The organism is Caballeronia sp. SEWSISQ10-4 2 (genome assembly GCF_030464885.1).
GTDB lineage: Bacteria > Pseudomonadota > Gammaproteobacteria > Burkholderiales > Burkholderiaceae > Caballeronia.
The window spans coordinates 161,825-175,130 of the sequence record NZ_JALPRJ010000008.1 but is presented as its reverse complement, the minus strand read 5'-3'; the positions used below and the strand labels follow the sequence as shown (position 1 = coordinate 175,130).

Below are 13,306 nucleotides of genomic sequence, written 5' to 3'. Positions count from 1 at the left end.
GTGTGCCGTTCATCATCGGCTGCCTGATCGTGCCGTTCCTGTTCATCATTCGCCGCTCGTTGCAGGAAACCGAAGAGTTCCTGGCACGCAAACACCACCCGAAGATGGGCGAGATCATGAAGTCGATGCTCTCGAACTGGGGCGTCGTGCTGGCAGGCATGGGCATGGTGATCATGACGACCGTGTCGTTCTACATGATCACAGCTTATACGCCGACCTTCGGTAAGGAAGTGCTGAAACTTTCTTCCATCGATGCGCTGGTGGTGACGGTGTTTGTCGGTTTGTCGAATCTCGTGTGGCTGCCGGTTTCCGGTGCTGCTGTTCTTCACGATCCTGACCGTTCTCACGTCGTATCCGGCGGTGCAGTGGCTGGTCGCCGATCCGTCGTTCCTGCGCCTGCTCGGCGTGGAATTGTGGCTCTCGTTCCTGTACGGCAGCTATAACGGCGCGATGGTCGTGGCGCTCACCGAAGTCATGCCGGTGGAAGTGCGTACGACCGGTTTCTCGCTGGCATACAGCCTCGCAACGACGATCGGCGGTTTCACGCCGGCCATCTCCACGTACCTGATTCACTCGACCGGTAACAAGGCGGCGCCGGGTCTGTGGATGGGCCTCGCTGCGGTCTGCGGTTTGATTGCGACGCTGGTCTTGTATCGATCCACGCAAGCGCGCAATCAGTACAAGACGGCCTGATATTGCGGGCTCTGAAACTAAAAACCCCCTCGCCATGGCGAGGGGGTTTTTGTTTGTGCGCTCAGCTTTGCCGGGCTCGTTTTACGAAGCGCCTATATCGCCGGCCACTCGTTCGATCACCGCTTCCCACGCGCCGGGTTTCGGTTGCCGGAACAAGCGCGCTTTCGGATACCACGGGGTCGATGCGATATCGATACCCCAGCGCCAGTCCGCGGCGAACGGCAGCATCAGCCATAGCGGCTTGCCTAACGCGCCGGTCAGATGCGCGACGGCGGTATCGATGGAGACCACGCCGTCCAGCCGATCCACGATCGCGGCGGTATCGGCGAAATTTTCAAGCTTGCCTTCGAGCCGCTGGATGAAGCGGGCGCGCGGATGGTGGTCGAGGAGCGCGCGTTCTTCGTCCGTCAGCGCGGGCTGCAGCACGATCCAGTCGATGCCTTCCAGCTTGAACAAAGGTTCGAGCAGGCCAAGCTGCGCCGAGCGCGTCTCGCCCGGCTGAATGCGTCCCGACCACGCGATTCCCAGCTTGCGTTTCGACTGACCGCCGAGCGAGCCACGCCACTTCTTCCGATACGCCGCCGGCACCACGAGATATGGCGTGCGCGAAGGCACCATGTCGGCATTCGATATACCCAGTGCAAGCGGCAGGCTCAGCAGCGGCGAAAAAGCATCTGCATCGATGGGCGCAGCCACATTGGCGTTGGCCGTGCTCTTGAGCGTCACGCCCGCCGCGTGCGCCGCAGGCTCCAGCAGCGCGACGAGTTCCGGCTGCACTTCGAGCACGATCTGTCCGGCGAGCTTCGCCGCGAACGGCACGAAGCGGACGAACTGCAGGGTATCGCCGAAACCTTGTTCCGCGAGAATCCGCAGCGTCTGGCGCGGCAGCGGTTCACCTTTCCAGGCCGGGAGTGAGGGCAGCTTGATGCTGCCCGGCGTGCGCAGGCGCCATTCGTAGGCGGGCAGGCCGCGCGTGTAATCGCCGAGGGTGAGCAGCGTCAGCGCCCGGTTCAGATTCGCGGCGATCAGGCCAGGATCGAGCCGCAAGGCTTGATCGAAGGCGCGCAGCGCGGGTTTGTGCGCACCGAGCGCAAGATGCGCATTGCCGAGCCCGAGCCAAGCGACGCTGTACTTCGGATCGAGGCCGACCGCGCGCTCGAATTGCGGCAACGCCGTCTCGTGCGAGCCGACAGCGGCGAGCGCGTGGCCCAGGCCGAAATGCGCCGGTGCGAATTGCGGTTGCATACTCAGCACTTTCTCCAGCACCGGCACGGCTTCGTGCGGGCGGCCGGTGGCATCGAGGAGATTGCCCAGATTGAAATGCGCGGCGACATAGTTCGGTTCTGCGGCAATGGCGGCGCGGAACTGGTCGATCGCGCCGTGAGTGTCGCCGAGCGCATTGAGCGCCATGCCAAGATTGTTATGCGCGCCCGCGTGGCCCGGCCGGATCTGCAACGCACGGCGGAACGCCTTTGCGCCTTCTTCAAAGCGTCGCATGCCGAGCAGCGCATTGCCGAAGTTATTCCAGGTCGCCGCGTCCAGAGGCTGCAGGCGCAGCGCTTTTTCGAAGGCGTCGGCAGCGTCTTCGTGACGGCCCGCCGCCGCGTACGCGTTGCCGAGGTTGTACTGCGCAAGCGAAAAACCGGGTTGCAGATGCAGTGCGTTGCGGAACCGCTCGATGGCGTCGTCGATCCGGCCCAGCGCCTTTAGCGCGTTGCCAAGATTGAGCTGAAGACCGGCATCGGCGGGGCGCAGGTCCACCGCGCGACGCACCAGTTCGGCCGCTTCCGCGTGCTGGCCCTGTTGATGGCGCAGCACGCCGAGCAGATGAAGTGCGTCGACGTGGGAGGGCTCTGCGGCAAGCGCGGCCTGATAGTCGCGTTCCGCTTCGGTGAGGCGGCCATCGCGATGCGCCGCGAAGCCACGCGCAAAAACTGTATCCATTGAGGAAGATCGAATGCAAACGCCTCATTTTTACACACGTTCGCCGCCGATCCCGATTTTTGCATTGACGCGCCCGGTTTCACTTCTGTAACATGTGAACACCTGTTCATATGTTGGCTGATCTATTTTGTCCTCTCCCTTTGTAGCAACCGATGAGCGCGTCGTTCCGCTCGCCGACCTGTTCCGCCTGCTGGGCGATCCCACGCGGCTGCGCATCGTGCTGACGTGCGTTGACCGGCGCTGCGCGGTGGGAGCGATCGCGGAATCGCTCGGCTTGTCGGCGTCGCTTGTCAGCCATCACCTGCGTTTGCTGCGGGCGGCGCGGATCGTGCGCGCCGAGCGTGAGGGCAAGCAGGTTTTTTATCTCGCCGCCGATAACCACATCAGCGCCATGTTGGCCGAATTGCTCGAGCACGTTGCCGAGCCGCAAGCCGACTTCCGACCGGATAACGAATAAATGGAACCTCAATCGAAGCATCAGCACGAGCATAAGCACGCGGATGAGCATGATTCTCACGCGCATGCTGATGACCACGAGCATGACCACAAGCACAGTCATGACCATAAAGGCGGCCATCATCACCATCACGCGCCGCAAGCCGGCCAGGGCCGCACGTTTGCAATTGCGGTCGGGCTGAACCTGCTGATTGTGGTCGTGCAGGCGGTGTACGGTTTCATCGCGCATTCCACTGCGCTGCTCGCCGACGCGGGCCACAATTTGTCCGATGTCCTCTGCCTGCTTCTCGCCTGGGGCGCCGTCTGGCTCGGCACGCGCAAACCGTCGGAACGCTACACCTTCGGACTCGGCAGTTCGTCGATACTCGCTTCGCTCGCCAACGCCGCGCTGCTGCTCTTCGCGTGCGGCGCGATCGTGCTCGAAGCCGTGCAGCGCCTGCTCAATCCGGCGCCGGTCGCGGGCCTCGACGTGTTTATCGTGGCGACGCTCGGCATGCTCGTCAACGGCTTCTCGGCGTGGCTCTTCATGCGCGGCAGCAAGGAGGACCTGAACGTGCGCGGCGCTTTCCTGCACATGGCTGCCGACGCCGCCATTTCCGCCGCGGTCGCCGTCAGCGGTCTTGTGATCCTGTTCACGGGCGCGAGCTGGCTTGATCCGGTGATGAGCATCATCGTGGTCGGTGTGATCGTGGTGGGCACGTGGGGTCTCGGCCGCGACGCGATGCGCCTCGCGATGGGCGCGGTCCCGCCCGGCGTGGACAAGCCGGGTATCGAACGGTATCTGGCGGGTTTGCCGGGCGTGACCGACGTCCACGATCTCCATGTCTGGGCACTGTCCACCACGGAGAACGCGATGACCGCGCATCTGGTGATGCCGCAAGGCCATCCCGGCGATGTATTCGTGGATGCCATCGTGGGGACCTTGCGCCGCGATCACGCGATGAACCACGCCACGCTTCAAGTCGAGCGGGGCACGACCGAGCATCGCTGTGCGCTGCACGAACGCTCGCCGGCACCGCCTAAGGCGCACGTGCATTGAGTGAGCAGTCGTTGGCGCGAACCGACCGGCGTACACTTGGCACTGTGAAGTTTGAGGGAGACGCGCATGCTCGCGCTGAAGCCGAATCGACACAAAGTCCTCGATGTGCCGCCGGTTCTGATCGCCGGCGCCGGTCCGACGGGCCTCGCCGCCGCCATGAGTTTGTCGCGCGCCGGCATTCCCGTGCGTCTTATCGATAAAGCCCGTGAACCCTCGCCGTGGTCGCGCGCCATCGGCATCCAGGCACGTACGCTCGAGCTTTTCGAGCAGCATCGGCTGGTTGAACCGTTTCTCGAACTCGGTCACCGGGGGCGCGTCGCCAACCTCTATTCGAACGGCCAGCGCCTCGCGCGGCTCGATTTCGATCCTCTGCAAACGCGTTATCCGTATCTGCTGTTCCTCGATCAATCCGTCACCGAGCGCCTGATGACGGAGCATCTTGCGTCGTTCGGCGTGCGCATTGAACGCGGCGTGGAATTGACGCGGTTTCGGGAAGGCTCAGCGGGGCTGGAGGCGGCGCTGCGGCACTCGAACGGAGCTGAAGAATCGTTGCGCCCGTCGTACCTGATCGGGGCGGATGGTGCGCACAGCACCGTGCGCCATGGTCTCGACGTCGAATTCGCCGGCAAGACTTTCGAACAAACCTTCCTGCTAGCCGATCTGCTCGCCGACACTGAATGGCCCGACGACGAATTCCATATCTTCGCGTCCGGCGAGGGTCTCGCCACGTTGTTTCCGATGGGCGGTGGCCGGGTGCGCCTGATCGCGGACAAGCGCGTGATATCAACTTCAAGCGCGACATCAAGCGTGACATCAAGCGCGCCGTCGAGTGAGGCGGTGGAAAGCCTGAATAAAAACGCAGTGCCGACGTTCGACGAGTGCCGCGCGATTATCGAGCGGCGCATTCACCATCGCGTGACGGCGAAAAGCCTTGAATGGTCATCGTATTTTCATCTGAATAACCGCATGGCCGAGCAGTTGCGTTCAGGCCGCGTTTTTCTCGCCGGCGACGCCGCGCATGTCCACAGTCCGGCCGGTGCGCAGGGCATGAACACGGGGATTCAGGAGGCGTTTAATCTCGGCTGGAAGATTGCGCGGATGCTGGCGGGCGTCGCGCCGGATCGCTTGCTCGATACGTATCACGCCGAGCGTCATCCGATCGAGCGTGAAGTGCTGCGGCAATCCAGTTTCATGACGCAGATGGCAGCCGCTGAGCACGGGCCAATGAAGCTGCTTCGCGATCACGTGATGCCGGCGTTATCGGCGATTGGCCCATTGCGCGATGCCGCGCGGCGCACGGTCAGCGAGCTGTCGATTCAATACCGGCGCAGTCCGCTCACGCTGGACCGTTCGCTCGATGGCGGTCCGCGTGCGGGTGAACGCGCGCCGGACGCGTGGGTGCATGTCATCGATGGCCCGCTCGGACGGGCGCCGGGTGTGGGCTGTCTTTTCGATCTCCACGATCCCGCGTGTTTCTCGTTGTTCTTGCTGGTGAATCCATCGCCGGAAGACGATATCGCGCTGGCGCCCGCAACGCTCACCGTCGCGCACGCTATCCGCGATAAGGATCTGGACGAGCTGGCGGTATCGGTGGAAGAGGTGTTGCCGAACACGGTGCGCGTGTGGCGCATCACCGATAAAGAAGGCGACGGCACGCGTTCGCTCACGGATGCGTATGGGCGCACGCGGCCGTGTTTTTATCTCGTGCGCCCCGATGGATATATCGCGGCGAGAGGGCGCGCGCCGTCGGATACGCAAGCGCTGCTGCGGCATTGTGAAACGTGGTTCGGTTCGACGCAGCCGCGGGGAGAGGGGTGAGCGATCAGGCGACCGGCGCCGCCGCCGGCGTCAACGCCAGCCGATGTTTCGTCAGCGCTTCCACCACGATCGGTTCAAGCGCGGCAACAACGCTCGGATCATCCAGCCCGTTAAGCAACGCGATTCGCATCCGTGGCGCCCAGAACCGGTGAATGTGATCGGCGACACTATCGACCGCTTCCGGGCGATCCGGCATCGAATCGAAAAATTCACCGATCTGGTTCGCCATTTCGATCAGGCTGTTCACATCCATGATTATTTCCCCGACGACGTGACAACCACATCACGCAGCTGGAGAAACTCCAACTGCTGCGTGTTGAAACGCGAATAATCCTTCTGCCATTGCGACGGTTGCTCCACCGGCATCACCTGCACCGCCGTCACCTTGTACTCGGGACAATTCGTGGCCCAATCGGAGGAGTCCGTGGTGATCACATTCGCGCCGGATTCAGGAAAGTGGAACGTTGTATACACCACGCCCGGCTGCATCCGCTCGGTAATCTTCGCGCGCAGCACGGTCTGCCCGGCACGCGATTCAATGCCCACCCAATCGTCCGCCTTGATCCCGCGTTCCTCGGCATCGTGCGGATGAATCTCCAGCCGATCCTCGTCGTGCCAGCGTGAATTTTCCGTGCGCCGGGTCTGCGCGCCTACGTTGTATTGCGACAGGATGCGGCCCGTCGTCAGCAGCAGCGGGAACTTGCGCGTGACCTTCTCGGGCGTCGCGATGAACTTCGTAATCACGAAGCGGCCCTTGCCACGCACGAACGCATCGATGTGCATCGTCGGCGTGCCATCCGGCGCTTGCGCGTTGCATGGCCACTGGATGCTGCCGAGTTCATCGAGACGTTTGTACGACACGCCGGTGAACGTGGGCGTCAGGCTCGCGATTTCGTCCATGATCTGCGACGGATGCGTGTAGTTCATTTCATAACCGAGCGCGCGGGCAAGCTTGATCGTCACTTCCCAGTCGGCCAGGCCTGGCAGTGGCGGCATGACCTTGCGCACGCGCGAGATGCGGCGCTCTGCGTTGGTGAATGTGCCGTCCTTTTCGAGGAACGATGAACCCGGCAGGAACACGTGTGCGTATTTGGCGGTCTCGTTGAGGAAGATGTCCTGTACGACGATGCATTCCATCGACGACAACGCCTTCGCGACGTGCTGCGTATTCGGATCGGATTGAACAATGTCCTCGCCCTGGCAATAAAGGCCGAGGAAGCTGCCATGCACAGCGGCGTCGAACATGTTCGGAATGCGCAAGCCCGGTTCCGATTGCAGCTTCACGCTCCATGCTTCTTCGAACAACGCGCGCACGGCGGCGTCGCTGATATGACGGTAACCCGGCAACTCGTGCGGGAACGAACCCATGTCGCAGGAACCCTGCACGTTGTTCTGACCACGCAGCGGATTTACGCCCACGCCTTCGCGGCCCACGTTGCCGGTTGCCATTGCGAGGTTCGCGATACCCATGACCATCGTCGAACCTTGCGCATGTTCTGTCACGCCAAGTCCGTAGTAGATCGCACCATTGCGGGCGTTCGCGTAGATGCGCGCGGCTTCGCGTATTGATTGCGCCGGCACGCCGGTGATGGCTTCCATCGCTTCCGGCGAGTTTTCTTCAAGGGCGATGAAGTCGCGCCATTGCTGGAACGCGCGCGGATCGCAGCGCTCGGCGACGAAATCTTCCTTCACCAGGCCTTCGGTCACGATCGTGTGCGCGAGCGCGTTGACCATGGCGACGTTCGTGCCGGGCCGCAACGCCAGATGATGCGACGCCTTCACGTGCGGGGTATCGACGATATCGATGCGCCGCGGATCGACCACGATCAGTTGCGCACCTTCACGCACCCGCCGTTTCAGCCGCGATGCGAACACGGGATGGCCATCGGTCGGATTCGCACCGATCACGACGATCACGTCGGCTTTGTCGACCGACGCAAAGGTCTGCGTTCCCGCCGATTCGCCCAGCGTCGTCTTCAGGCCGTACCCGGTCGGCGAGTGGCAAACACGGGCACAGGTATCGACATTGTTGTTGCCGAACGCCGCGCGCACGAGTTTCTGCACGAGGTAGGTTTCCTCGTTCGTGCATCTCGACGACGTAATCCCGCCGATCGAATCCACGCCGTGCTTGTCCTGGATGCGACGGAATTCGCTGGCCGCGTACGAGAGCGCTTCGTCCCAGCTCACTTCGCGCCACGGATCGGTGATCTTGGCGCGGATCATCGGCTTGGTGATGCGGTCCTTGTGCGTGGCGTAACCCCACGCAAAGCGGCCCTTCACGCAGGCGTGGCCGTCGTTGGCGTCGCCGTTCTTGTTCGGCACCATGCGCACGACCTGGCTGCCCTTCATCTCGGCTTTCAATGAACAGCCGACGCCGCAATACGCGCACGTTGTTGTGATCGAATGCTCGGGCTGGCCGAGCATGATCACGGTTTTTTCCTGCAGCGTCGCGGTCGGGCAAGCTGCCACGCACGCGCCGCACGACACGCATTCGGACTCCATGAACGGCTGGTTTTCGCTCGCGGCCACGCGCGATTCGAAACCACGCCCCGCAATAGTCAGCGCGAACGTTCCCTGTGTTTCCTCGCACGCGCGCACGCAGCGATTGCAGACGATGCACTTCGACGCGTCGTAGGTGAAATACGGATTCGATTCGTCCTTCTTGTCCTTCAGGTGGTTGGCACCTTCATAGCCGTAGCGGACTTCACGCAAGCCGACTACGCCCGCCATGTCCTGCAACTCACAATCGCCGTTGGCGGGGCAGGTGAGGCAATCGAGCGGGTGATCGGAGATGTACAGCTCCATCACGTTCTTGCGCAGCGACTGCAGCTTGTCCGTCTGCGTACGCACTTTCATGCCGGCTTCCACGGGCGTCGTGCACGACGCCGGATAACCGCGCTTGCCATCGATTTCAACCAGGCACAGACGGCACGAACCGAACGGCTCAAGCGAATCCGTCGCGCAGAGTTTCGGCACGTTGACACCGGCCTCGATCGCCGCGCGCATCACCGACGTTCCGGCCGGCACTGTGACGGATGTACCGTCGATATCGAGCGTCACGTCGATATCGGCATGGCGCAATGGCGTGCCGTAGTCGGTCTCGTCGAAGGGATCGCGAAGTTTCGTCTTGCACGCGCAATTACCGGAACCGCAGGATGAGTTGGACATTTTTTTGCTCCTTCTTAAGCCGCTTTCTGCGACGGCTTTTGCGAAAGACCGAAGTCTTCGGGGAAATGATCGAGTGCGGACAGCACCGGATACGGCGTCATGCCGCCCATGGCGCAGAGCGAGCCGGACACCATGGTGTCGCAGAGATCGCGCAGCAGCGTGACCTGTTTCGGCGATGTATCGCCGGCACGGATCTTCGCGATGACTTCAACGCCGCGCGTGGAACCGATTCGGCACGGCGTGCACTTGCCGCACGATTCGACGGCGCAAAAGTGCATCGCGTACTGGGCGAGATCGGCGAGATTCGAGGTGTCGTCATGAATCACGATACCGCCATGTCCGACCACCGCACCGACCGCCGCGTAGGCTTCGTAGTCCATGGGAATATCCCACTGGCTTTGCGGAAGATACGTGCCGAGCGGACCGCCGACTTGTGCCGCGCGCGCCGGCCGGCCGCTTGCCGTGCCGCCGCCATATTCATAGATCAGTTCACGCAAGGTCACGCCGAAGGCCAGTTCCACAAGGCCGCCTTGCTTCACATTGCCGGCTATCTGGAACGGCAGCGTGCCGCGCGAGCGGCCCATGCCGAAGTCGCGATAAAACGCCGCGCCCTTGGCGAAAATGATCGGTACGGTCGCCAACGTGATGACGTTATTGATCACGGTCGGCTGGCCGAACAAGCCGACGAGCGCAGGCACCGGCGGCTTTGCCCGGACCACGCCGCGTTTGCCTTCCAGCGATTCGAGCAGCGCCGTTTCCTCGCCGCAGACATAGGAACCCGCGCCTTTGGCCACTTCCAGTTCGAACACCTTGTCGCTGCCGAGCACGCTTTTGCCAAGCCAGCCGGCATCGCGGGCTTGATCGATGGCGCGATTGAGCGTGGCGATCGAGTGCGGATATTCGCTGCGCACATAGATGTAGCCCTTCGTCGCCCCGGTCACGATCCCCGCGATGATCATCCCTTCGATCAACATGTACGGGTCGCTTTCCATCACCAGCCGGTCCGAGAACGTACCGGAATCGCCTTCGTCGGCGTTGCAGACGATGTACTTCTGCGGCGCCTTTGCCGCGCGTACCGTGCGCCATTTGATACCGGCCGGGAACGCCGCGCCGCCGCGTCCGCGCAAGCCCGATTCGAGCAACGCTTCGCAAGCGGCATCGCCGTCGGTTTCGAGTGCTTTGCGCAAACCTTCGAGGCCGCCATGCTTCACGTAGTCATCGGTGGAAAGCGGATCCGTGATGCCGATGCGCGCGAACGTCAGGCGCTGCTGTTTGGCAAGCCAGGGCAATGTATCGACCACGCCGAGACGTTTTTCGTGCGCGCCGCCGTTTGCAAGATCGGCATCGAAGAGAGCGGCGACATCGTCTTCATCGACATTCGAATAACCGATGCGGCCTTCCGCCGTTTCCACTTCGACCAGCGGTTCGAGCCACAACATGCCGCGCGAGCCGTTACGCACGACCTCGACTTCAATACCGCGTTTCTGAGCTTCAGCCGCAACGGCGAGCGCGACGCGATCGGCGCCAAGCGCCAATGCCGACGAATCGCAAGGGACGTAGATGCGCGTCATACCAGGTCCTCCGCGCTCGCGCGCGCCGCTTCATATAGCCGGTCGAACTTCTGCGGCGTGACGCGAGCGTACAACTCGCCATTGATGGTCATGGCCGGCGACAACGCGCATTGTCCGAGGCAATACACGGTTTCCAGTTCAGTATCAGGCTGGTGACCGGAATCGAACTTGCATCCCGTATGCCCTTCGATATGCGCCGCCAGCGCCTCCGTGCCCATGCTCCGGCAGGCCTCGGCGCGACACAACTGCACGGTCACGCGTGCGGGCGGTTCGGAGCGGAAATGATGGTAATAGGTGATCACGCCGTGCACTTCCGCGCGCGAAAGCGACATGGCCTGAGCAAGCGGGCCGATGACGTCGGCGGGAATGTAGCCGGCCTCGTCCTGAATGGCGTGCAGCACGGCGAGCAGCGACGCATCCTTTTTCAGATGACGCGCGACGCGCTCTTCGGGCGTGCCGGCCGGCTGATTCGGGGTGTTGTGGGACATCTGGATCATGGGGGATCTCCATTGCTCGGCATATGTTTTATGAATGCATATATCGGTCTTATAATTGCAGCACCGAGCCCGTGATATGCAAGATACGAGGCTATCCGGCCGATGGCAATAGGAACTAAAGGTACATATGATCGATGTCGAATGCCGTACTGAACTTGTCCTGCGCGATGCAACGGGCCGCGAAGCCAGTCTCAGCGCGGCCGTGCCGCTTTTGCTGCTGGTTTCGCAGACAGGCAGCATCGCGCAAGCCGCGTCGGCTAAGGGTTTGTCCTATCGGCACGCGTGGGGCCTATTGCGCGAAATTGAAACACGGCTGGGTGGCGCGCTGATTACGAAGTCGCGCGGACGCGGGTCGGTGCTGTCCGAACTCGGCGAGGCGGTGTTGCGGGCGCAGCGTTTATCGAACGAGCGGCTCGATGGGCCGCTCCAGGCGCTGGCGAGCGAAGTGGCCGGTGAGCTGAACCGGCGGCTGTCGCGCGCGGTCGGCGAGATACGGATTCACGCGTCGCACGGGTACGCGGTTGCGGCGCTGGTGGGTGCGCTGGCGGCCAAGCGAATTCCCGCCGACATCAAATACCGCGAGAGCGCCGAAGCGGTGAGCGCGCTCGCGCGCGGTGAGTGCGAACTGGCCGGATTCCACTTGCCTATCGGCGAATTTCGCGCGAGTTGCGCCGAGATCTACCGGCCATGGCTCGACGCGGGGCGGCATCGGCTGATTCATCTGACGCGGCGCACGCAGGGCCTGTTTCTGCCGAAGGGCAATCCGAAAGGCATACGCGGCTTGCAGGATCTCGCTCGCGACGACATCCGCTTCGTCAACCGTCAGCCCGGGTCGGGCACGCGCATGCTGCTGGATCTGGCGCTGCGCCAGATCGGCGTCAATCCCGCGGCAATCAACGGCTACGCCACCGCCGAGCTCACCCATTCGGCTATTGCCGCGTTCGTCGCGAGCGGCATGGCCGATCTGGGTTTCGGCGTGCAGCCCGCGGCGCAACAATTCGCGCTCGACTTCATCCCGGTTATCGAAGAGGACTATTTGTTCGCGTGCGATCGCGACAAACTCGACGATGCCCGGCTCAGTGGCGTGCTTGAGATTTTGCGCAGCGACGCATTTCGTGAGAGCGTCACGCATCTGGAAGGGTATGACCCGGCTTTTTGCGGGCAGTTGCTCGAACTCGAGTCGGCCCTCAGCGGGGCGACAGGAAACGAGCGGTAACTAAATAGAGGCTGGGTGTCCTGCCGATCCAAAGCCTTACGTTTAGAATTGCGCTAACCTCATGGATAGCGGGGAAGGCCGGTGGATTTGCTTGCGATGTGTTGATGTCGCTCATTGATGGCACCCATTGATGGCACCCATTGATGTCACTCAGTAAGCAGAATCCGGAATACGCCGCTCACCAACCGTTTAACCGATCACCGTTTTACTCACTGTTATTGCCGCCATGAAATTGCTTTTGAGCGTTGCCGCATTGATCGCGTTCGTTGTTAGCGCCGTCGCCTTTGTGCCCGTCGCTTTTGCCCAGAATTCTCCCGGTGTCCCTGGCGGCATTCTGCAGGACCAGTTTCGCCTGAAAGAACACCCGCAGATGCAGTTTGCCGCTTCAGCACCGACGGACAAGTATCAGAGCGGCGTGTCAGAGAAGCGCAAGCGCGGTGACCTGGGCGATCCGAACGGCTGTAACCTGCAGTGTCCGAAGGATCAATAAGCGGCCGGACTCCTGATAGCGCAGTAGTCCGGACACACGCTCGGCGGCTTTCATCGAAGCCGCCGATCTGCTTTCGATCATCGCAAACGCCAGGTCTCGCAGCAGTCGAAAAGCCGCCAAACCATCCGGCTTGTGTCGAGCAAACAGCGTTAACCCTGCCTTTTTACGTCAACTTTCCGCCGCGCCGGCGTCTTTTAAACGCGTTCCCCAGCTTAGCGTCTGTTACCACTCATTACCGACGGAATAATGCTACTTGATGGCGGTGTCCATGGGATGCGCTCGGGTATCTTATCGATGCGTGCATTGAGTTGGTGCTTGATTTTGGACGCATCTATTTATCATAAAAAAACAATGAAGCGAGCTGCCGGCGTCCACGCCAGAGAAGCGTGTGGCGCGGGATGCGGATAAGCACTA

Annotated in this window: 10 protein-coding genes and 1 pseudogene; 6 read left to right on the top strand and 5 right to left on the bottom strand. The window is 62.1% G+C overall.

What is annotated here, in order from left to right:
* Positions 1-693: pseudogene (locus tag M0D69_RS07995) on the top strand (MFS transporter); the annotation flags it as partial.
* A gap of 81 nt (positions 694-774) precedes the next feature.
* Here the strand turns inward: M0D69_RS07995 and M0D69_RS07990 are convergent.
* On the bottom strand, positions 775-2,637 hold the full coding sequence (locus M0D69_RS07990) for a tetratricopeptide repeat protein (RefSeq protein WP_301781503.1): 1,863 nt from the start codon (positions 2,635-2,637) through the stop codon (positions 775-777).
* A 127-nt stretch (positions 2,638-2,764) separates the two neighbouring features.
* Here M0D69_RS07990 and M0D69_RS07985 point away from each other — a divergent pair, with 127 nt between their 5' ends.
* The 3 genes from M0D69_RS07985 (at position 2,765) to M0D69_RS07975 (ending at position 5,950) form a co-directional block, all read left to right on the top strand.
* Positions 2,765-3,094 carry a helix-turn-helix transcriptional regulator gene (locus tag M0D69_RS07985; protein ID WP_089163376.1) on the top strand — a complete coding sequence of 110 codons (330 nt, stop codon included), beginning with the start codon at positions 2,765-2,767 and terminating at the stop codon, positions 3,092-3,094.
* On the top strand, positions 3,095-4,132 hold the full coding sequence (locus tag M0D69_RS07980; RefSeq protein WP_301781502.1) for a cation diffusion facilitator family transporter: 1,038 nt from the start codon (positions 3,095-3,097) through the stop codon (positions 4,130-4,132).
* A 66-nt stretch (positions 4,133-4,198) separates the two neighbouring features.
* Complete coding sequence (locus M0D69_RS07975) at positions 4,199-5,950, top strand: FAD-dependent monooxygenase (RefSeq protein WP_301781501.1); 1,752 nt, start codon at positions 4,199-4,201, stop codon at positions 5,948-5,950.
* A gap of 4 nt (positions 5,951-5,954) precedes the next feature.
* Here the strand turns inward: M0D69_RS07975 and M0D69_RS07970 are convergent, their stop codons facing one another.
* Genes M0D69_RS07970 through M0D69_RS07955 form a run of 4 tightly spaced genes read right to left on the bottom strand, consistent with a single transcriptional unit; the run spans position 5,955 to position 11,186 of the window.
* On the bottom strand, positions 5,955-6,203 hold the full coding sequence (locus tag M0D69_RS07970; protein WP_301781500.1) for a formate dehydrogenase subunit delta: 249 nt from the start codon (positions 6,201-6,203) through the stop codon (positions 5,955-5,957).
* A gap of 2 nt (positions 6,204-6,205) precedes the next feature.
* Positions 6,206-9,118, bottom strand: a complete 2,913-nt coding sequence (fdhF, locus tag M0D69_RS07965) for a formate dehydrogenase subunit alpha (protein ID WP_301781499.1) — start codon at positions 9,116-9,118, stop codon at positions 6,206-6,208.
* 14 nt (positions 9,119-9,132) lie between these two features.
* The gene (locus M0D69_RS07960) at positions 9,133-10,689 is read right to left on the bottom strand and encodes an NADH-quinone oxidoreductase subunit NuoF (RefSeq protein ID WP_301781498.1); all 1,557 of its coding nucleotides are present in this window, start codon (positions 10,687-10,689) and stop codon (positions 9,133-9,135) included.
* Positions 10,686-11,186: an NAD(P)H-dependent oxidoreductase subunit E gene (locus tag M0D69_RS07955; protein WP_235442669.1), complete on the bottom strand. Its 501-nt coding sequence runs from the start codon at positions 11,184-11,186 to the stop codon at positions 10,686-10,688. The genes M0D69_RS07960 and M0D69_RS07955 overlap by 4 nt, the downstream gene beginning before the upstream one ends.
* Before the next feature lie 127 nt (positions 11,187-11,313).
* On the opposite strand from M0D69_RS07955, the gene M0D69_RS07950 reads away from it, so the two are divergent.
* The gene (locus tag M0D69_RS07950) at positions 11,314-12,402 is read left to right on the top strand and encodes a substrate-binding domain-containing protein (protein WP_301781497.1); all 1,089 of its coding nucleotides are present in this window, start codon (positions 11,314-11,316) and stop codon (positions 12,400-12,402) included.
* Between the two features lie 226 nt (positions 12,403-12,628).
* Positions 12,629-12,892, top strand: coding sequence for a hypothetical protein (locus M0D69_RS07945; protein WP_301781496.1), 264 nt, complete (start codon positions 12,629-12,631; stop codon positions 12,890-12,892).
* Positions 12,893-13,306 lie beyond the last annotated feature (414 nt).

What these genes read in the sequence shown, in the direction of transcription:
- M0D69_RS07990 (WP_301781503.1), bottom strand. Translation starts at nt 2,637, where the DNA reads ATGGATACAGTTTTTGCGCGTGGCTTCGCGGCGCATCGCGATGGCCGC.
- M0D69_RS07980 (WP_301781502.1), top strand. Translation starts at nt 3,095, where the DNA reads ATGGAACCTCAATCGAAGCATCAGCACGAGCATAAGCACGCGGATGAG.
- M0D69_RS07975 (WP_301781501.1), top strand. Translation starts at nt 4,199, where the DNA reads ATGCTCGCGCTGAAGCCGAATCGACACAAAGTCCTCGATGTGCCGCCG.
- M0D69_RS07970 (WP_301781500.1), bottom strand. Translation starts at nt 6,203, where the DNA reads ATGGATGTGAACAGCCTGATCGAAATGGCGAACCAGATCGGTGAATTT.
- fdhF (WP_301781499.1), bottom strand. Translation starts at nt 9,118, where the DNA reads ATGTCCAACTCATCCTGCGGTTCCGGTAATTGCGCGTGCAAGACGAAA.
- M0D69_RS07960 (WP_301781498.1), bottom strand. Translation starts at nt 10,689, where the DNA reads ATGACGCGCATCTACGTCCCTTGCGATTCGTCGGCATTGGCGCTTGGC.
- M0D69_RS07955 (WP_235442669.1), bottom strand. Translation starts at nt 11,186, where the DNA reads ATGATCCAGATGTCCCACAACACCCCGAATCAGCCGGCCGGCACGCCC.
- M0D69_RS07950 (WP_301781497.1), top strand. Translation starts at nt 11,314, where the DNA reads ATGATCGATGTCGAATGCCGTACTGAACTTGTCCTGCGCGATGCAACG.
- M0D69_RS07945 (WP_301781496.1), top strand. Translation starts at nt 12,629, where the DNA reads ATGAAATTGCTTTTGAGCGTTGCCGCATTGATCGCGTTCGTTGTTAGC.